Source organism: Methylobacterium sp. GXF4 (assembly GCF_000272495.1).
In the GTDB taxonomy this organism is placed as follows: Bacteria; Pseudomonadota; Alphaproteobacteria; order Rhizobiales; family Beijerinckiaceae; genus Methylobacterium; species Methylobacterium brachiatum.
This window is the reverse complement of the sequence record NZ_AKFK01000061.1, coordinates 70,775-90,253: the sequence shown is the minus strand read 5'-3', so window position 1 is coordinate 90,253 and position 19,479 is coordinate 70,775. Positions and strand designations below refer to the sequence as shown.

The 19,479-nt window shown below is 70.4% G+C and carries 17 protein-coding genes; 6 read left to right on the top strand and 11 right to left on the bottom strand.

Translation table 11 applies throughout. The features are described 5' to 3' along the window. Positions 1 to 33: 33 nt before the first annotated feature. The 3 genes from nagZ to argS form a co-directional block, all read right to left on the bottom strand. Complete coding sequence (gene nagZ / locus WYO_RS14685) at positions 34 to 1,041, bottom strand: beta-N-acetylhexosaminidase (RefSeq protein WP_007563756.1); 1,008 nt, start codon at positions 1,039 to 1,041, stop codon at positions 34 to 36. 208 nt (positions 1,042 to 1,249) lie between these two features. Continuing rightward, positions 1,250 to 2,608, bottom strand: a complete 1,359-nt coding sequence (locus tag WYO_RS14680; RefSeq protein ID WP_007563753.1) for an SPOR domain-containing protein — start codon at positions 2,606 to 2,608, stop codon at positions 1,250 to 1,252. 49 nt (positions 2,609 to 2,657) lie between these two features. Continuing rightward, a complete protein-coding gene (gene argS, locus WYO_RS14675) occupies positions 2,658 to 4,409 on the bottom strand; it encodes an arginine--tRNA ligase (protein ID WP_007563751.1) in 1,752 nt (583 codons plus the stop codon). Positions 4,410 to 4,699: 290 nt separating this feature from the next. Here argS and WYO_RS14670 point away from each other — a divergent pair, with 290 nt between their 5' ends. Next, entirely contained in the window at positions 4,700 to 5,116 is a 417-nt protein-coding gene (locus WYO_RS14670; RefSeq protein ID WP_007563749.1) for a hypothetical protein, read from the top strand. A gap of 24 nt (positions 5,117 to 5,140) precedes the next feature. Here the strand turns inward: WYO_RS14670 and WYO_RS14665 are convergent, their stop codons facing one another. Next, positions 5,141 to 6,388, bottom strand: a complete 1,248-nt coding sequence (locus tag WYO_RS14665; protein ID WP_007563747.1) for a deoxyguanosinetriphosphate triphosphohydrolase — start codon at positions 6,386 to 6,388, stop codon at positions 5,141 to 5,143. A 155-nt stretch (positions 6,389 to 6,543) separates the two neighbouring features. On the opposite strand from WYO_RS14665, the gene WYO_RS14660 reads away from it, so the two are divergent. Both WYO_RS14660 and WYO_RS14655 read left to right on the top strand, forming a co-directional pair. Beyond that, positions 6,544 to 6,870, top strand: coding sequence for an iron-sulfur cluster assembly accessory protein (locus tag WYO_RS14660; RefSeq protein WP_007563746.1), 327 nt, complete (start codon positions 6,544 to 6,546; stop codon positions 6,868 to 6,870). A gap of 154 nt (positions 6,871 to 7,024) precedes the next feature. Beyond that, on the top strand, positions 7,025 to 8,977 hold the full coding sequence (locus tag WYO_RS14655) for a hypothetical protein (protein WP_007563744.1): 1,953 nt from the start codon (positions 7,025 to 7,027) through the stop codon (positions 8,975 to 8,977). A gap of 33 nt (positions 8,978 to 9,010) precedes the next feature. Here the strand turns inward: WYO_RS14655 and WYO_RS14650 are convergent, their stop codons facing one another. Genes WYO_RS14650 through WYO_RS14640 form a run of 3 tightly spaced genes read right to left on the bottom strand, consistent with a single transcriptional unit; the run spans position 9,011 to position 11,498 of the window. Beyond that, entirely contained in the window at positions 9,011 to 9,745 is a 735-nt protein-coding gene (locus WYO_RS14650; RefSeq protein WP_007563742.1) for an ABC transporter ATP-binding protein, read from the bottom strand. Further along, complete coding sequence (locus tag WYO_RS14645) at positions 9,726 to 10,463, bottom strand: ABC transporter permease subunit (RefSeq protein ID WP_007563740.1); 738 nt, start codon at positions 10,461 to 10,463, stop codon at positions 9,726 to 9,728. The genes WYO_RS14650 and WYO_RS14645 overlap by 20 nt, the downstream gene beginning before the upstream one ends. Positions 10,464 to 10,514: 51 nt before the next feature. Further along, complete coding sequence (locus WYO_RS14640) at positions 10,515 to 11,498, bottom strand: ABC transporter substrate-binding protein (protein ID WP_007563738.1); 984 nt, start codon at positions 11,496 to 11,498, stop codon at positions 10,515 to 10,517. Between the two features lie 196 nt (positions 11,499 to 11,694). Here WYO_RS14640 and WYO_RS14635 point away from each other — a divergent pair, with 196 nt between their 5' ends. Next, positions 11,695 to 12,072, top strand: coding sequence for a 4a-hydroxytetrahydrobiopterin dehydratase (locus tag WYO_RS14635; protein WP_007563735.1), 378 nt, complete (start codon positions 11,695 to 11,697; stop codon positions 12,070 to 12,072). A gap of 14 nt (positions 12,073 to 12,086) precedes the next feature. Here WYO_RS14635 and WYO_RS14630 read toward each other — a convergent pair whose 3' ends face one another. From WYO_RS14630 to WYO_RS14615, 4 genes are all read right to left on the bottom strand, one after another. Beyond that, entirely contained in the window at positions 12,087 to 12,308 is a 222-nt protein-coding gene (locus WYO_RS14630; protein ID WP_007563733.1) for a hypothetical protein, read from the bottom strand. Positions 12,309 to 12,476: 168 nt separating this feature from the next. Beyond that, positions 12,477 to 15,542, bottom strand: coding sequence for an efflux RND transporter permease subunit (locus WYO_RS14625; protein WP_007563731.1), 3,066 nt, complete (start codon positions 15,540 to 15,542; stop codon positions 12,477 to 12,479). A gap of 22 nt (positions 15,543 to 15,564) precedes the next feature. Next, entirely contained in the window at positions 15,565 to 16,662 is a 1,098-nt protein-coding gene (locus WYO_RS14620; protein ID WP_007563729.1) for an efflux RND transporter periplasmic adaptor subunit, read from the bottom strand. Further along, on the bottom strand, positions 16,659 to 17,750 hold the full coding sequence (locus tag WYO_RS14615; RefSeq protein ID WP_007563727.1) for an efflux RND transporter periplasmic adaptor subunit: 1,092 nt from the start codon (positions 17,748 to 17,750) through the stop codon (positions 16,659 to 16,661). The genes WYO_RS14620 and WYO_RS14615 overlap by 4 nt, the downstream gene beginning before the upstream one ends. 104 nt (positions 17,751 to 17,854) lie before the next feature. Here WYO_RS14615 and WYO_RS14610 point away from each other — a divergent pair, with 104 nt between their 5' ends. Further along, a complete protein-coding gene (locus tag WYO_RS14610) occupies positions 17,855 to 18,418 on the top strand; it encodes a TetR/AcrR family transcriptional regulator (RefSeq protein ID WP_007563725.1) in 564 nt (187 codons plus the stop codon). Between the two features lie 310 nt (positions 18,419 to 18,728). Continuing rightward, positions 18,729 to 19,430 (top strand): hypothetical protein, encoded by a 702-nt coding sequence (locus WYO_RS14605; RefSeq protein ID WP_039902973.1) that lies wholly within the window; start codon positions 18,729 to 18,731, stop codon positions 19,428 to 19,430. The last annotated feature ends 49 nt before the right edge of the window (positions 19,431 to 19,479 follow it).

Below are 19,479 nucleotides of genomic sequence, written 5' to 3'. Positions count from 1 at the left end.
GGACGGTGGATGCCCGCGGTGGAAGGCCGCGGGTCAGGCCGCACTGGCCATCGCCGCCGCGAACCGGGCCCGAGCCTCGGGCAGATCCAACGCGTCGCCCGCCCTGTCGAGGCGTGCGAGCGCGGCGGCGGCCCGCCGGGCAGCCTCACCGGTCAGGAACGGCGCGGCTTCGGCGACGGCCCGCATCTCGTCCATGGCGCCGTTGCAATGAAGCCCGACATCGACGCCCGCCGCGAAGGCGGCCTGTGTCCGGTCGCGGAACGTGCCGGTGAGCGCGTGCATCGACAGGTCGTCGGTCATCAGCAGCCCGTCGAAGCCGATGGCGCCGCGGATCACATCGCGGATGACGCGCGCCGACTGGGTGGCCGGACGATCGGGGTCGATGGCCGTGAAGACCACGTGGGCGCTCATCGCCATCGGCAGGTCGGCGAGCATCTGGAACGGCCGGAAATCCTGCGCTGCGAGCGCTTCGAGCGTCGCCTCGACGACCGGCAGCCCGTGATGGCTGTCGCAAGCGGCGCGACCGTGGCCGGGGACGTGCTTCATCACCGGCAGGACGCCACCGGCCATCAGGCCCTCGGCCACGGCGCGGCCGATCTCGGCCACCGAATCGGGATTCGAACCGTAGGCCCGGTCGCCGATGATGTCGTGCGATCCCGGTGCCGGCACGTCGAGCACGGGCGCGCAATCGACGTTGATGCCGACCTCCGCGAGGTCGTGCGCCATCAGCCGGGCGCCGAGCCGGGCGATCGCGGTGGCGCTGCCGTTCAGGCGCCCGTAGCGCCCGCCCGCCGGATAGGACGGCCAGTGCGGCGGCCCCATGCGCTGGACCCGGCCGCCCTCCTGATCGATCAGGATCGGCGCCGTGTCCGAGCTCAGGCAGTCCCGCAGCGCGGCCGTGAGGGCGCGCACCTCGTCGGGCGTGCCGATGTTGCGCTTGAACAGGATGAAGCCCCACGGCCGCACGTCGCGGAAGAAGGCGGCCTCCTCGGCGGAGAGCGTCTTGCCGGCGCAGCCGAGGATCAGGGCACGGGCGGTCATGCGGGCTTCTCGATGGCCGCGCGGGTGCGGCGGAGGAAACGGCGACTCGATGCCGGCAGAGTCGGGCGGGAACAGGGAGCCGGCAAGGCGAAACCGCGTGCCCGCCCCGTTCGGCGTGTCGACGGGGGCCGGGTGTTGCGGGGCGGACTCGCGTTCAAGGCGGATCCGGCCTCCCCCTGCTTCAGGACGAGACCGGATGATCGATGGCTCAGTTCTTCGCCACGAAGCACTGACCGCCCTCGCCCTGCAGGGCGCTGCACAGGCTGGCCGCCTCGTTCTTGGCCAGCGGCCCGACGCGGACGCGGTAGATCGTCTTGCCGTTAACCTCGGCCTGGCGGATCAGCTCGGGCTTGCCGGCGAGCTGGCTGTACTTCGCCTGCATCTGCTTGAGGGCAGCCTTCGCCTCGGCGGCGCTGCCGCGCACCCCGAGCTGGACCGAGAACCCGCCGACCGAGCCGGTCTTGACGGTGTCGTCCACGGCCTCCGGCGCGTCCGCAGCCGGGGCGGCCAGGGAGGCGACCCGCTGGGCGGCCTTCGGCGGCGGCTTCACGGCGACGGGCTTCGGCGGGGCGGCTTCGGCCGGGGTGGGCGGCGGCGGCGCCTGGACCGGCTCCGGCGTGGGCGCCGGCAGGGACGCGGCCGCCTGACGGCCGGGCTTCGGCTTCGCCTGCTGCGGCGGCTCGTCGGTGGGCAGGACCATGGTCGGGATCGGGGCCGGCGCGCCCTCGGCCTGCGCCTCGCGCTGGACCGGTGCGGGCGGGGCTTCCGGCTTCACCGCCACGGTGCGAACCCGGCGCGGTTCGCCGAACGCCTCGAACGGGCCGTTGCCCGGCGTCGTGCCGCTCTGCGCACCGCCGGCCGGCCCGGTGCCCTGCGCCGCGCGGGCCGCCTCGGCCACGTCGATCGGCTGCTCCTCGCGGTTCACGATCTTGATCTGGCCTTCCTTGGCCTTGCCCTTGGTGTCGTAGATCTGCCGGTTCTGGTCCGGGATCTCGACGCCGTCGGCGACCTTCGGGGCGACCTTAAGGGGCGTGGAATCGGCCTGGACGACGGGGACGCCGCCGCCGCTGCTCGACCCGTGAAGACCCTTGTAGGTGAGCGCGCCGGTCACGGCGACGGCGACGATCGCGATGCCGGCGCCGACCGAGGCCAGGCGGCGGCGCGGGTTCACCCGGCGCAGCGATCGGCCATCAGCGTAATCCGGGCCGGCGGCTTCCTGGGTGCCCGCGGCTTCCGCGCCGTAGGGCACCGGCTCCTCGTGCGTGTCGCGCTCCACCGAGGCGAGATACTGGTCGAAGGCGTCGGCGGGCGTGGATTTCGGCGGCTCGGGCGCGAAGCTCGGCTCGACCCGATGGTCCCAGCTGGGCTCCGGCTGCGCGGTGGCCGCGCCGCGCATCTCGTCACGCGCCGCGAGCAGCGCCCGGAAGGGGTCATCCTGACCCACGATCCGCGCGAGCTCGGCCAGGGGGTCGGGCTTGCTGCCGCCCTGCGTGCCGCGACCCTGCTCGTGACGCAGATCGCGCGCGAGGGCGTCCAAATCGACCTGAGCGCGCGAAGCGTTCGTCATGGCAGCATCCTCACATCAGGGCCGGTCACCGGCCCGATGCATATCGAGCCTATCGCATCTCGTCCGGCGCGGTCACACCGAGAACCGCGAGGCCGGCCGCGAGGGTACTCCGAAGAGCCTCGACGAGCGCCAGCCGCGCCCAGGACGACTTTCGGTCGGTTGCATTAACAAACCGTAATTGCGGCAAGTCTTTGCCCTTGTTCCAGAAACTATGAAGTGCCGAGGCGAGTTCATAGAGGTGGAACGCGATTCGGTGCGGCTCGTGCGCCAGCGCCGCGGATTCGAGGACCCGCGGGTATTGGGCGATCAGGCGCATCATCTCGATCTCGCCCGGATCGGTCAGGACGTCGAACGCCGCCTCGCGCAGGAGGGCTTCGGCGGAGAGGTCCGCGTCCGGGAAGGCCTCGCGGGCCTGCCGCTGTACCGAGCGGACCCGGGCATGGGCGTACTGGACGTAGAAGACCGGGTTGTCCTTCGACTGCTCGACCACCTTGGCGAGGTCGAAATCGAGCGTCGCGTCGTTCTTCCGATAGAGCATCATGAACCGGATCGCGTCGCGGCCGACCTCGTCGATCACGTCACGCAGGGTCACGAACTCGCCGGCCCGCTTGGACATCTTCACGGGCTCGCCCGCGCGCAACAGCCGCACCAGCTGGCAGAGCTTCACGTCGAGCGTCGCATTGCCGTCGCTGACCGCCTTCACGGCCGCCTGCATCCGCTTGACGTAGCCGCCATGATCGGCGCCGAGCACGTCGATCAGCTCGGTGGCGCCCGCGAGGTACTTCGCTCGGTGATAGGCGATGTCCGAGGCGAAGTAGGTGTAGGAGCCGTCCGACTTGAGCAGCGGTCGATCCGTGTCGTCGCCGAAATCCTTGGTGCGGAACAGCGTCTGCTCGCGGTCCTCCCAATCCTCGGGGACCTGGCCCTTGGGCGGCGGCAGGCGGCCTTCGTAGACAAGCCCCCGCTCGCGCAGCTCCTGAAGCAGCGCCTTCACGGCGCCGCTCTGCAGGAGCGTCCGCTCCGAGAAGAACACGTCGTGGCGGATGCCGATCGCCGCGAGATCGGCCCGGATCATGTCCATCATCATGCCGAGCGCAACTTCGCGCACCACCGGCAGCCAATCGGCCTCCGACTGGTCGAGAAGCGCCCGGCCATGGGCCTCGGCGAGCTTGGTGCCCACCAGCTTGAGGTAATCGCCCGGATAGAGCCCCTCGGCGATGGCGTATGGCTCGCCCAGAGCCTCGCGGTAGCGCTGGTAGGCGGAGCGGGCCAGCACGTCGACCTGGGCGCCCGCATCGTTGATGTAATATTCGCGCGTCACCTGGCGGCCGGCCGCCACCAGAAGGTTGCACAGGGCATCGCCGAACACGGCGCCGCGGCCATGGCCGACATGCATCGGCCCGGTCGGATTGGCCGAGACGTACTCGACGTTGATCGGACCGCCCTGCAGCCGGGCGCGGCCGAACGTCTCCGGGTCGGAGAGCGCGCTGCGGACCACATCGTGGAAGATTTCAGGCGCGAGGCGCAGGTTGATGAAGCCGGGACCGGCGACGCTCGCCTCCAGGATGCGGGGATCCGTGCGCAGCTCCGCCGCCAGCGCCTCGCCCAGGGCCTTCGGGTTGGCGCGCGCCTCCTTGGCGAGGACCAGAGCGGCATTGGTGGCGAGATCGCCATGCGTGGTGTCGCGCGGCGGCTCGACGACGACGCGTCCGAGGTCGAGGCCCTCCGGCAGCTGGCCGGCGCGGGTCAGCGCCTCCACGGCCTCGCGCACACGCGCCTCGAACAGGGCGAAGATGTTCATCGGTCTCGATCTCGCTCGCGCGGGTTTGCTTCCGCTCGGCCATCCCGGCCTGCGCCCGCTCGGAGCCGTCTAGCAAGGGGGCGGGAGGGTGTCACGGCGGCGGCGATTCCCGGCGCCCCCGCGCCGCAAGCCGCCGTTAACCGCGCCGCCGAAACGACCGGGCATTCGGGCAGGCGAGCGCAGTTTATCCCCACGCGACGACTACCGAAGCGCCGCTACGCATCTTGTCTTGGCCCGCGTGTATCTATGTGATCGACCGGATCGCAAAATTCTCGAGTCCGGAGATCTTGATGAAGACCTTGATGATGGTGGGCGCGGCCCTGGGGGCGCTGGTCCTGACGCTGCCGGCCGCCGAGGCCCGCGGCTTCCGGGGCGGCGGGTATCACGGCGGGTATGGCGGCCATTACGGCGGCTTCGCCGGGCGGGGCGTCTACGGCCGCGGCTACGGCTACGGCTACGGTCGCGGTTACGGCTATCGCGGCGGCTACGGGCGCGGCCTGGGCTACGGCCTGGCCGGCGCGGGTATCGGCCTCGGCCTCGGGCTCGCGGCCGGCAGCCTGTATGGCGGTTACGGCTATGGCGGCGGCTACGGCTACCCCGCAGCTTACGGCGGCTACGATTACGCCTATCCGGCCGCCTATGGCGGGTATGGTGGATACGGCTCGGGCGGCTGTTACGGCAGCTTCACCTGCGGCTGCGGCTGCTGATCGCGGACCGCCCCTCTCCGGCTCTCACGGGTCGGTGAGGGGCAGGCCCCGGCTCGGCAATTCCCAGTACAGGTCGGGGGTCGTCGCGTAGAGCTTGCGATGCGCCAGCACCGCGTAGGTGTCGGTCATGCCGGCGATGTAGTCTGCGACCCGCCGGGCGATCCGGCTCTCCGTCGCGTCGGCGAGCCCGGCACTCCATTCGTCCGGCATCCGGGACGGTGCGGCGGTGAAGGCCGTGAACAGGTCGTTGACGATGGCGTCGGCCTTCTTGCGCACGGCCACGACGCCCGGGTGCCGGTACATCCGCGCCCAGAGGAAGCGCATGATCTCGGCATCCGCCTCCGCGATCGGTCGCGAGAACACGATGACCGGCTCGGCAGCGTTCCGGATATCCGCGACGCTGCGCGGCGCGAGCGCATCGATCCGGCGGCCGCCCTCGCGGATCACGTCCTCCACGAACCGGGTGATCACCCGACGGGCCAGCTCGTGGATCACCCGGGACGGTTCGAGGCCCGGATGCAGCCGGTCGATCTCGTCGAGCAGATCGGCCAGGAACGGGACCGCGCGTAGCTCCGGAATCTCGAACAGGCCGGCCCGCAGGCCGTCATCGAGGTCGTGCGCCGCGTAGGCGATGTCGTCGGCCAGCGAGGCGGCCTGAGCCTCGGGACCCGCCTGGCTCCACAGGTCGAGCGGGTTCAGGGCATCGTATTCGAGGATCGCGGCCGGGATGCCGCGCTCGGCATAGCGCGGGGTCGGCTGCCCGTCCCGGTCGAGCAGGGGGCCGTTGTGCTTGACCAGCCCTTCCAGCGTCTCCCAGGCCAGGTTCAATCCATCGAACCCGGCATAGCGCCGCTCCAGGCGGGTCACGATGCGCAGAGCCTGCGCGTTGTGATCGAACCCGCCATGGGCCGCCATGCAGGAATCCAGCGCGTCTTCGCCGGTATGGCCGAAGCAGGTGTGGCCGAGGTCGTGGCTCAGCGCCAAGGCCTCCGCCAGATCTTCGTCGAGCCCCAGCGCGCGGGCGAGCGCCCGGGCGATCTGGCTGACCTCCAGGGTGTGGGTCAGCCGGGTCCGGTAATGGTCGCCCTCGTGATGCACGAAGACCTGGGTCTTGTGCTTCAGGCGGCGGAACGCCGTCGAATGGATGATCCGGTCCCGGTCGCGCTGGAAATCGCTGCGCGTCGGCGACGATGCCTCGGCGATCAGCCGACCGCGCGTGCGCGCCGGATCCGTGGCGTAGGCCGCCCGCCAGCGCTCACCGTTCGGCCGCACGGCGTCCGCTCTCGATCTCGCGCAGCCTGATCATGACCCCTCCCCGCCCGGCGCGTTGCGGCGCGGGCCTCGAGCCCATATCTTGTGGGCCGAGGCGGGCTCGGCAACGGCCGGGCGGCGCCATCCACCGGACACTTGCGTGGCCAGAGCTTAAGATGGCTGAGATCACCCTGACCCCCCGCGCCGCCAAGCGCATCAACGAGATCATGGGCGCGGAGCCCCCGGGCTCGTCGCTGCGCATCAGCGTGAACGGCGGCGGCTGCTCCGGATTCTCCTACGCCTTCGACATCACCCGGTCCCGGGAGGCCCAGGACGTGGCGATCGAGCGCGACGGCGCCACCGTGATCGTCGATCCGGTCTCGCTGGAATACATGTCCGGCTCGACCATCGACTTCGTGAACGACCTGATCGGCCAGTCCTTCAAGATCGAGAATCCGCTGGCGACCGCCTCCTGCGGCTGCGGCACGTCGTTCTCGCTCTGACCCGGGCGCGACGGCCCGCCGCCTCGGCGGGCCGTTGCCCGTGTACGACACTGGAGCCGGCTCACGGCTCGTGCAGCCCATGCGCGATTGCCTCGACCGGTAAAACGCGGCACCCATGCGGCTAGCCAGCCTGAGCCGTGATCCGGACCCTCCCATGATCCATCCGAAGGTCCGATCCCGCCTGCGATCGGCTTTGGCCGCGAGCTGCGCCATCCTGTGCCTCGCCGGCGCGGCGGCGCCCGCGCCGCTGGCGGCCCAGGAAGGCGCTGCGGCGGTCCAGGATGTCACGATCACGGATGTCATGCTGCCGCTCGGCGGCACGCTGCTGCGGGCGCCGAAGCTGACGGCCAGCGGCACGCGCCTGTCCAAGGATGAGCTCGCGGCGATCCTGAAGTCGGATTCCTCCGAGCCCTGGGAGGCCCGGCTGGCCCGGCTCGATGCCGGGAGCCTGACCATCCCGGTTCTGAGCTCCGAGCATGCCGGCCCCGGCGACGACCGCCAGACCGTGACCTACCGGGACGTGGTCGCCCGCGACGTGAAAGCCGGCCGCGTCGGCGAGCTCACCGCCGCCGGCGCCACGGTCAGCGCCGTCACCGGCCCGAACCGCGGCTACGGCACCTATGGCCGGGTCCGGGCGACCGATCTCGACCTGGCGGCGCTCAACCGGCTCTACACCGTGCCGGGCGACGGCAAGGGACCGGTGCAGAAGGTCTACGGCACGATCCAGGTCTCGGACGTGACCTATTCCGACGCGCGCGGCACGACCGTGAAGATCGCGCACCTGAACGGGCGCGACCTCGGCGGCCGGCAGATCCCGGACGGCTGGAATGGCGCGTTCGAGATCGTGGCCGCGGGCTTCCAGGGGCCCAACGACCGGCGGACCTTCGCGGCCTCCGCCGCCGACCTCATCGAGGCGACGGCCCTGGGCAGCCTCGACATGCAGGGTCTGAGCGTCAGCAACACCGACCCGCAGGGCCCGGTGCTGTTCGAGATCGAGCGCGCCACCTATGCCGCCGGGCCGGAATCCGGCACGGTCCTGGAGAACATGACCGTGTCGCGCGGCAGCCTGCGCGCGCATCTCGGACGTCTAGCCCTCTCGAACGTCTCGCTCGCACCGACGGTCGAGGCCCTGCGCAAGGTCGCCGCCGGATCCGAGAACCGGCCCGGGTTCAGCGACGCCGAGATGCGCAGCCTGACGCCGGCGCTGGGCGGGATGACGCTGACCGACCTGAGCATCGACCTGCCGCTGGACCCGGAGCAGCCCAAGGCGGCCCCGCAGGATCCGCGGCCGGCGACCCGCGGCCCCGCGCCGGGCAGGCCGGGCTCGGCCAAGCCCTCAGAGGGCAAGGTCGCGGAACCGAAGCCCGCGGAAGCCAAGGCGCCCGACGCGAAGCCCGGCGACCCGCTCGCGGTCACCATCACGCCGCCGCCCACCCGTCGCATCGCCCTGCGCGAGGCGGCCCTGTCCTTCGGCCCGCCGCAGGACGGCGTCCCGACCGCGAGCCGGCTGACCCTCACGGGCCTGAGCCTCCCGGCCGACCTGGTTGCCGGCGCCCCGATCATCGGTGCGCTGCCGGCCTACGGGTATCGCGAGCTCGACCTCGATGTCGTGGCCGACGCGGCGCTCGACGGGAAGGCCCGCGACCTGTCGCTGCGCGACGTCACCGTCACCGGCCGCGAGATCGGGACTGTCCGGCTGACCGGCACCCTGGGCGGCATCGGGCCCGAATTGTTCAACGGGACCCTGCCAGCCGCCACGATGCTGATGTTCTCCGGCAGCGCCAAGAGCCTCGACCTCACGATCGAGAATGCCGGGCTGTTCGAGCGTTTCCTGACGGCGCAATCCAAGGATTTGAGCCTCAAGCCCGATGAATTGCGCAAGGAATACGTCACCGCCAGCCTGCTCGGCGTCCCGGTGATCCTCGGCAATACCGCGGCCGCGAAGGGCATCGGCGCCGCGATGGGGCAGTTCGTGATGAAGCCGGGCAAGCTCGTGCTCCACGCGAAGTCGAAGGAGCCGGCCGGCATCGGCTTCATCGATATCGGCGCGGCCCGCTCGCCGGCGGCCTTGCTCGACCGCATGGACGTGGAGGCCAAGGCGAACTGAGCCCGGCCTAACCCTCTCGCGCGGCGGCGCCGTCTATTCCGCGATGATGCCGGGATGACGGGCGGCCAGGGCGGCCCGCGTCGCCTCGGCCCAGGCGCGGTCGCGCCGCCCGCGGGGACGGTCGAGCGGCACATCGGCCATCAGGGTGGCCGGTCGCTTGGACACCAGCAGCAGCCGGTCGGCGATGCCGATCGCCTCGGCGACGTTGTGGGTCACCATCAGGACGCTCATGCCGGCGGACTCGACCGTGTCGACCACCAGGCCGCGCAGCTCGGCGGCGGCATTGTCGTCCAGGGAGACGAAGGGCTCGTCGAGCACCAGCACCCGCGGCGCATCGGCGAGCGCGCGGGCGAGCGCCACCCGCCGCTGCATCCCGAGCGACAGCGCCTTCGGGTAGCTGCCGCGCCAGGGCGTGAGGCCGAGCTGGGCGAACAGGCCGTCGAGATCGCGTCCGCGCCGCGCCCGCGGCAGACCCAGCCGGACATTGTGCTCGACGCTGCGCCAGGGCAGCAGCCGGGGCTCCTGGAACACCATGCCGGCCTGATCGGCCCCGGAAACGCGGCCCTCGAAATCCGTATCGAGGCCGAGCAGGATGCGCAGGGTCGTGGTCTTGCCGGCACCGGACGGGCCGATCAGGCAGACGATCTCGCCGGCGCCGACGCCGAAGCTGAGATCGCGGACCGCCTCGACCGGCTCGGCGCCCTTGGACCGATACCGCTTGGCGGCGATCGCGACCTGGAGAACGGGTTCAGCGCCAGCGGCGGACATGGGCTTCGAGCCGCTGCAGGAGGAGGACGTCGATGCCGATCATCACGGTCATGAACACGAGGCTGTAGCCGATGATGGCGGCGACATCGGTGCTCTGGACGAAGTAGTAGTTGATCGCGAAGCCGACGCCGTCGGGACGGCCGAGCAGCTCGACCACCAGCACGATCTTCCAGGCGAGCGACAGGCCCGAGCGGGCCGCCGTGACAACGTAGGGCTGGAGCTGCGGCACCAGCACGTCCATCGCCCAGGTGCGCCGGTCGAACCGATAGGCGCGGGCCATCTCGTCGAGGCCCGGATCGAGGTTGCGCGCGCCCTCGCGCACGATCACCGCGACGTTCGGCAGCTTGTTGAGCACCACCGCCAGGATGGCGGCCGTCTCGGTCAGCCCGACCCAGACATAGGCCAGCACGGTTATCACCAGGGCCGGGGTGTTGAGCAGGACGAGGAGCGGCGTGTCGAGGGTCAGGTCGGCGGCCTTTGAGCGCCCGAGGGCGACGCCCAGCAGGATCCCCAGCACCATCGCCACCGCGAAGGAGATCGCCACCCGCAGCAGGGTGACCCCGACATTGTGCGCGAGGTCGCCGCGCTCGGCCTCCTCGAGGATGAAGCGCAGCACCGCCATCGGGGCAGGCAACAGCCGCGAGCCGGCCTCCAGCGCAGCGAACTGCCAGGCGGCGACGAGCACGGCGAGCGACGCGATGCGGGTCAGCGCGCCCATGCGGTCCCGGCGATCGCGATCCCGGATGCGGGGACCAGCCTGACGGGCCGCTCAGCCATTGCGGCCGGCGTCGTAGTAGAGATCCGGCGGCAGCCCGGCGCCCTTGCCGACCAGGCGCGGACCGCCGAGGCGCGACATGACGGCGTAGAGCTTCTCGGCATCGGTGCGCTCGGCCGCCACCGGGCGGCGCGGGATGCCGGAGAGGAAATCGCGCTTGAGCGCCTCGAAGGTGGCGTCGTTCTCCGCCGCCATCAGCGGGCGCACGACCTCCCAGGTCGTGGGATCGGCCGCCAGCATCTCCTTGGCGGCGCGCGACGCCCGGGCGAATCCGGCCACCGCCTCGGGCTTCTCCTTCACGGTCGTGTCCTGGAACAGGTAGCCGATCAGGGAGACGTCGCCGGCGACGCCGAGCGCGTGCATGATGTCCTCGGCGCCGACCAGCCGGCGGAAGCCCTTGGCTTCGAGCCGCGCGCAATAGGTCCAGTAGGTCAGGGCCGCGTCCAGGGCACCCTGTTCCAGCTTCAGGGTGATCAGCGGCGGGGCGCCGTAGGCGATCTCGGCGGCGTGCTCGAGATCGATCCCGGCGGCGTCCTTGGCCTGCGCCCGCAGCAGAAGCCAGTTCTTGTCGAGCGGCCCGCCGGCGACGCCAAAGCGCTTGCCGTCGAGGTCCTTCAGGCTCTTGATCGGGCTGTCGGCCGGCACCATCACGGCGCCCTCCGAGGTCGAGTACGGGATGAAGCGCACCGCCTGGCCGTCATTGCCGAGGCGAGCGGCCCACAGGAGGTCGCCGATGATCGTGTCGACCTGCCCGCCAATGAAGCTGATCCGCGCCGCGTCGTTGCCGGCGAGCTTGACCGCGTCGAGCTGGAAGCCGTTGGCGGTATCGAGGCCGCGGGCCTTGATCACCGCCGCCTCCCAGGTGGAGGTGCCGAACGGCAGGCTCCCGAGGCGGATCACCGGCACGTCCGCCCGCGCCGCCCGCAGGCCGAGGCCGCCGAGCAGGCCGCCGGCGAGCATTGCGCGCCGTGACAGCATCACGCCTTCTCCCATCGTATTGCGCGGTCTTGAGAGATCGCAGACTTGGGCGTGGACTTGTCCTGCCGCCATTGGAAAAAGGTCATAGGGCCCGCACGGCACGCCGTCCACCGCGGCGAATTCCCTTGTGCGCTTGCGCGGCGCCGGTGCCGCGGGCACCCTCGCCTTCCGACACGGAACGAGAAGGACGAGGCGGATGAGCGAGCGGCGCGAGGGCGTTCTGGACGAGGCGACCGTGGAGGCCCGGCTGAAGGCCGAGCTGCCGCATTGGCGGCTGGAGGACGGCTGGATCCGGCGGACCTACAAGACGGCGGGCTGGAAGGGCACGCTCATGGTCATCAACACCGTGGGCCACCTCGCCGAGGCCGCCTGGCACCACCCCGACCTGACGGCCTCCTATGCCTGGGTTGAGGTGCGGCTGATGAACCATGCGGCCAAGGGAATCACCGAGAAGGACTTCGCGCTCGCCAAGAAGATCGAGGAGGTCGTGTCCTGGCAGCCGGCTCTCGAAGGACAGGGACTGGAGGGAACCCCGTCCGACCCGCGCTTCGCCTACATCAAGTACGACAAGTAGCCGGGCGAGCCCGGTCACTGCGGCTCCTTCACCCGGCGGCACGCGGTCTTGAGGTAGGCGGACTTGCCGATCTCCTCGCGCCGCTCGGTGCGGGCGATGATCTCCTGCCAGCCCGTGGCGCAGCCGAGCTCGTTGGCGACCCGGACCTTGCGCACTTCCAGCGCCTCGGCATCGGTGCAGGCCTCCTGGGCGAGACCGTTGGCGCAGACCAGGACGACGGCGATGAAGGCGTTCATGCGGGCGGGATTCCTCGGTTCTAGTCCCGCTTACGTGCGGGGACGGTCCGGAGTTTCCGCCAGCATCCTGCGAAACGAATCACGGTCGGCCCGCCTTGAGGGGGCGGAGAGGCGGGCCGACCGATCACCGCAGCGTGGGGCCACGCTGCGATCGGTGTCGCCGGTCGCTCAGGCGGCTTGCGCCGGAGCCCGGTCACGGCTCTCCGGTCGGATCCGGTAGCAGCCGACATAGAGGGCGGGCAGGAACAGCAGCGTCAGGAAGGTCGCCGCCAGGATGCCGCCGATCATCGCGAAGGCCATGGGCCCCCAGAACACCTCACGGGCGATCGGGATCAGGCCCAGGCTCGCCGCCGCGGCCGTCAGCAGGATCGGCCGCATCCGGTGGTGCGTGGCCTCGTAGACGGCATCCCAGGGCGCCATGCCCTCGGCCCGGAACTCCTCGATCTGGCTCACCAGGATCACGGCGTTGCGGATGATGATGCCGATCAGGGCCAGGATGCCCAGGATCGCCACGAAGCCCATCGGCTTGTCGAACAGCAGCAACGCCGGCACGACGCCGATCAGGCCGAGGGGCGCCACCGTGAAGACCAGCAGCATCCGGCCGACGCTCTGGAGCTGGACCATCAGCAGCAGCGCCATGGTCAGCAGCATCACCGGGACGACCGCCGCGATCGGGCCCTGGCCCTTGGCCGATTCCTCGACGGCGCCGCCGGTCTCCAGGCTGTAGCCCTCGGGCAGCGCCTTCGCGAAGGCGTCGATCCCGGGCTGCAACCCGGTGACGATGGTGGCGGGCTGCGTGGTGTCGCGGATCGTCGCCCGCACCGTCACGGTCGCCAGCCGGTTGCGGCGCCAGACGATCGGCTGCTCGAGGTCGTAGCCGATCCGCGCGAAGGAGAGCAGCGGCACGACGGAGCCGTTGGCGAGGCCGACCTGCAGGGATTGCAGGGTGTCGAGCGAGGAGCGCTCGGCGGCCCGCGCCCGGCCGACCACGTTCACGAGGTAGATCGAATCGCGCACCTGCGTGATCGCCTGGCCGCCCTCGATGCCGTTGAGGATGCCGGCGATGTCCTGGCTGGTCACGCCGAGCTGGCGCGCCTTGTCCTGGAGAATCTCGACCCGCAGCACCTTGCCGGGCTCGTTCCAGTCGAAGGTCGGCACGTCGAGGCGGCGGTCGGCGGCGACGACGTTCCCGAGGTCGAGGGAGAGGCGGCGCACCGTCTCCATATCCGGCCCGCTGAGCCGGTACTGGACCGGGCGCCCGACCGGCGGGCCGAGGCTGAGCGGCTGGACGAGCAAGTCGGTGCCGACGAAGTCGCGCCGCCCGATCGCCTGGAGCCGCGCCATCACTTGGTCGCGGGTCTCCAGGGATTTCGTGACGACGACGATCTGCCCGTAGAACGCGTTGGAGAGCTGCTGATCGAGGGGCAGGTAGAAGCGCACCGCGCCCTGGCCGACATAGGACGACCAGCTCGTCACGTCCGGATCGTCCTTCAGCTTGGCCTCGAACCGGTCCATCTGCGCCTTGGTCTCGGCGATGGTGGCGTTCTGCGGCAGGGTCAGGTCGACCAGCAATTCGGAGCGGTCGGAGGACGGGAAGAATTGCTGCTGGACATGGCCCATCCCGACGATCGCCACCGCCATCAGCCCCAGGCAGAGCACGACCGTGGTCCAGCGCCAGGCCATCGCGAGCCGGAGCATGGCCAGGAACAGCCGGGTCAGGAAGCCGCGCTTCTCCGCATGGTGCTTCACGGTCTTCGGCAGCAGGGCGACGCCGATGAGCGGGGCGAACAGCACGGCCACCACCCAGGAGACCAGAAGCGAGGCCGCCAGCACGACGAACAGGGAGTAGGTGTACTCGCCCGCCCCCGAGCCGTTGAAGCCGATCGGCAGGAAGCCCGCCACCGTCACCAGGGTCCCGGTCAGCATCGGGAAGGCCGTGGAGGTGTAGGCGAAGGTCGCGGCCTTGCGCAGGGTGTCGCCCCGCTCCAGCCGGGCAACCATCATCTCGACCGTGATCATGGCGTCGTCGACCAGCAGGCCCAGCGCGATGATCAGCGCGCCGAGCGAGATGCGCTGCAGCGTCACGTCCATCATCTGCATGACGACGAAGACGATCGCGAGCACGAGCGGGATCGACACCGAGACCACCAGCCCGGCCCGTACGCCGAGGCTGACGAAGCTGACCGCCAGCACGATCACCACGGCCTCGACCAGCGCCTCGGTGAAGCCGCCGACGGCGTGCTCCACCTGCTTGGGCTGGTCGGAGACCAGGTGGACGCCGACGCCCACCGGCAGCGTCGCCTCGATCCGGCGCATCTCGCCCTTCAGGGCTTCGCCGAAATGCAGAAGGTTGGCGCCCGGCCGCATGGCGATGGCAAGACCGATCGCCGGCTTGCCGTCGACCCGGAACATCGGCGCCGGCGGATCCTCGTAGCCGCGGCTGATCTCGGCGATGTCGGCGAGCCGGAAGAAGCGGTCGTTGACCCGCAGGTTCACGTCCTGGAGCGAGGCCTCCGAGGTGAAGGAGCCGGTAACCCGCAGCGACACGCGCTCCGGTCCGGCCTGAACCACACCGGAGGCCGAGACCGCGTTCTGGGCCTGGAGCGCCTTGATCAGGGCCTGGAAATCGATGCCGTAGCCGGCGAGCTTGCGGGTCGAGAAGTCGAGATAGATCGTCTCGGCCTGGGTCCCGATCAGCTGGGTCTTGCCGATATCGGGCACCCGCAGGACCTCGGTGCGGATGCTCTCGACGTAGTCGCGCAGCTGCCGGTAGGTCAGGCCGTCGGCCGTGAAGGCGTAGATGTTGCCGTAGACATCGCCGAACTCGTCGTTGAAGAACGGCCCCTGCACGCCGTCTGGGAACTGGCCCTTGATGTCGCCGAGCCGCTTGCGGACCTGATAGAAGGCGGGCTGAACCTCGGACTTCTTCAGCGTGTCGCGGAACTGCACGAAGACCGTGGACGAGCCCGGCGTGGTGTAGCTGCGGACGTAATCGAGCGCGTTGAGCTGCTGCAACTCCTTCTCGACCCGGTCGGTGACCTGATCGAGCGTGTCCTTGATCGTCGCGCCCGGCCAGGTCGTCTGCACGACCATGGTCTTGATCGTGAACGGCGGATCCTCCTCGCGGCCGAGGCGGCTATAGGCCATCACGCCCGCGACGAGCGAGACCGCCATCAGGAACCAGACGAACGAGCGATGCCCGAGCGCCCAGTCGGAGAGGTTGAAATCCTTCACGGGAAACTCTCGTTCGGCCGGCTCAACGGGCATCGTCGGTCAGGCGCACGGCCTGGCCCTCGCGCAGGGCATGGACCCCCGCGACGACGACCCGCTCGCCCGGCTCGATGCCGTCACGGATGGCGACACGCCCGCCCTCGGCCGTCTCCGGGGCGGAGGCGACAGTCACGTCGCGGCGCGTCACCGACTTGCCGTCCGGCGTGACGATCCAGACCGAACGGCGCTCACCCTCCACGAGCAAAGCGGATTCGGGCAGGAGGAAGCGGCGGGGGACCTTGCGGGTGAGCGACACGTCGATGGTCGCACCGAGCCGGAAAGCGGGGCCCGGATTGTCCAGGGTGATCCGGATGCGCCGGGAGCGCGTCCCGGTCTCGGCGAGGGGCGCGATCTCGCGGACGCGGCCCCGGGCGGTCAATTCCGGCGCGCTCTGGAGCGAGACCGTGAACACGCCGTCGGCCGGCAGCGCGCCGACATATTGCTCCGGCACGTCCACGACGGCCTCGCGGATCTCCGGACGGGCGACGGTGACGACGCCCTGTCCGGCGCTCAGCACCTGCCCGACTTCGGCCAGGCGTTGGGTGACGACGCCGTCGAACTCGGCCTTGAGCTCGGTGTAGCCCATCTGATCCCGGGCCTTCTGGAGGCTCGCGGCGGCCTGATCGACGCGCGCCCGGGCGGTGTCGCGCTTGGCGACCGCCTGATCGAGGGTCGCCTGCGAGACGTTGTTGCCCGACATCAGGCGGCGGCTGCGGGCCTCGGCGGCCTCCGCGTTCTCGGCCTGCGCGCGCGCGTCGGCGAAATCGGCCTCGGCCCGCGTCAGGTCGAACCGCGTGACCACGGTGTCGAGGGCGGCAAGGCGCTGGCCCTTCTTGACGATGTCGCCGACGGTCACGTCCCGCGCCACCATGCGGCCGGGAATCTGAAACCCGAGCTGGGACTGGTAGCGCGGCTCGACCGTGCCGGCGAAGGGCCCGAACGTGATCGTGTCGCCAGGCACAGCGACCTGCGTGAGCACCGGCCGCACCGGCGCCACGGCATCCTTGGGCTCGTCGTCGTGGCCGCCACAGCCGCCAAGGATTGCCGCGCAGGCGGCCAGGATCAGAACCGCGCGCGTCTTCATGGGTTGCTCTCGACGAGGGCGGCCGCAACCTCCTGCCCGGGACGCAGAAATTGAATGCCCGCGATGACGACGCGCTCGCCCGGCTCGACGCCGCCCTTGAGGGCGATGACATCCGGCCCGTACCGGTCGATGTCCACGGGGCGGACCGCGACCGTCCGACGGCCGGTGTCGTAGATCCAGACCGCCGGGTGCCCGTCGTAGCGATACAGCGCCGACCAGGGCAGGATCACCGCGTCGTGGGGGGCGAAGCGACCATGCCCGATGACCACGGCACCCAACCCCATGGCGGGCGGGGTGTTCTCCAGACCGATCTTCACCCGCACCGTTCCGCTCGACGCGTCCACGGTCGGCGAGATCTCGCGCACGGTCCCGCGGACTGTGATCGCCGGATTCGCCTGCAGCGAGACCGTGATGGTCTTGTCCCCCGGCGGTCGCGCGGTCAGCGACTCGTAGACGTTGAACACCGCGTCCCGCGGTCCGTCCTGGGCGATGACCAGGACGGTCTGGCCGGACTGGACCACCTGGCCGACCTCGAAGCTGCGGCTCGTCACGATCCCCGCGACGCCGGCGCGCAGCTCCGTGTAGGAAAACTGCTCCTGGGCGGTCCCGAGGGCGGCCTTGGCGGAATCGACCGCGGCCTGCGTGGTCCGGACTTCCTGCTCGGCATTGTCGTAGCTCGGCCGCGTGGTGTAGCCGCCGGCCAGGAGCTGCTTCTGTCGCTCGTAAGCCATCTTGGCCTGGGTCAGCAGCGCTTCGGCCGACACCAGGGCGGCTTTGGCGTTGTCGAGATTGGCCCGCTGGGTGAGCGGCTCCAGCACGGCCAGCACCTGATCGGCCTCGACATGGTCGCCGACCTCGACGCGCCGCTCGGCGACCTTGCCGTTCGTCCGGAACGAGACGTTGACCTGGGCCTGAGCCTGGATGTCACCGGTCAGGACGACCTCGGACGCGACGGAGGTACGGCGCGCCTCGACGATTCGGACCCGGGCCAGGGACGAGTCGGGCTCGTCCGCCGGTTCGGCGGCCTGCGCCGCGGACGCGAAGGTGATCGTCGCGAGCAGCAGGGCTGTGTATCGAAGAGCGATCATGAGAATCTTGCCGTCAGCCGTCGCGGCAAAATCGGGCCACCGGCATGACGTCCTCCTACTTCATCGCTTACATACCGTCCAGTCGGTTTTTAATTTGGTGACCCATGCGCGTCAAACGACAGCGGCTGGCTGAACGGCCGGAGATCATCCTGGAGGCGGCCGACGCGGTGCTGCGCAAGGGCGGCGCGCGGGCGCTGACGATCGACGCCGTCGCGGCCGAGGCCGGGTTGAGCAAGGGCGGGGTGCTGCATCACTTCGCCTCGAAGGATGCGCTGATCCTGGCGCTCGTCGCCCGCAAGCTTGCCGCGATGCGCGCGGATATCGCCGCCTGCGAGGCGGCCATCCAGCCCGGACCGGCGCAGCTTCCGCTGGCCATGGTCGAGCATGTCCGGAAGCACTATTGCGACGAGGACGAATCCTCGCGTGCCCTGCTCCTCGCCTCGATCGAGTATCCCGAGGCCCTGAACGATTACCGTGCCTTCGTGACGGGCCAGCTCGAGCGGCTCGCCGGGATGAACAGCGCCTGCCCGGGTGAGGGTTCGGTCCTGTTCTTCGCGATTCTGGGCGTGATCATGGGCCGGACCCTCGGCTTCCACCAATTGGACAAAGCTGAGTTGGAGCCGATGTTCGAGGCGCTGGAGCGGATCGCTCGGAAGTCTGAAGGATAAGTCCGAACCACCGAAAGTCGCGTCGGCTCTCAAGACCCGATGGACCTTCCGCACCGGCAGCGGGATCGGCGAAGATGTCGTGATGGCTCGACAGCGACCGGTGCGTAAAGCGTGCGACGGCGTCTTTACAGGATGGCCGGAACGACCGCGCACGGTAAGAGTCGTGCGTGTCGGATCGTCAGGCCATCGGACGAATGCATGGGCGTGACGATTGCCCCCGCCTCGATACCGGATCGTCATGCGCCCATGGCTCCTCCGGCTGGACAAGCGCGTTGATTGCCGTCCCGTTACTCGCCGCCAGCGTAGCGTCATGAATGAACACGTCGCGACTTCGCCTGCCGACGACCTGCGCCGTGCGGTGGCTCGGTCGCTCTACGAACATGACGGATCCGGGATCGCCGACCGTCCGGCCTGGGATGGTCCGGCCCTGGACAGGGATCATCCGGGATTGCGCGAACGCTATCTCCGGCGTGCCGACGCCCTGGCGGACGGGCCCCTCGCGGGGCTGATCGCCGCCGCGGACGATCGCGCGGCGCGCGACGAGGAACTGCGTGTCCTGCGGCGTCAGCGCATGGCGCCGGAGCGCGAGCGCGAGTTGCTCGAGGCCAACAACCGCCTCCTGGCACGCACCCATGCGGCGGAGGCCGCTCAGGAGGCTGCCGAGGCGGCTCTCGCCGTCGCGCAGCGGGAACGGGACGTCGCCCGGGAGGCCGAGGCGTTCTGGCAGCATTTCGCCTTCGACGCCGACGAATTGGCGACCCGGCGGCTGATCGAGCAGACCGATGCCCGCGCCGAGGCCGAACGCACCGCGATCCGCGAGCGGTGCCGGCGGGAGCGGGCCGAGAGTGCGCTTCGGCTGTTCGCGGACCGGGCCGAGGTGATGCCGAAGGAGGGCTGGGCGTCGGAATTGACGAAGGCCAATCGCGACATTCCGCTCTGGTGGTTCCACGCCGCCCGGGTCGCGCTGGAAGCGATAGAGCCGCCGGCCAAGGCCGAACCGGACCGTTCCTGAAATCAGCTCGCGATCGGCCGGCCCTCGAACACATGGCGGGACGCGCCCG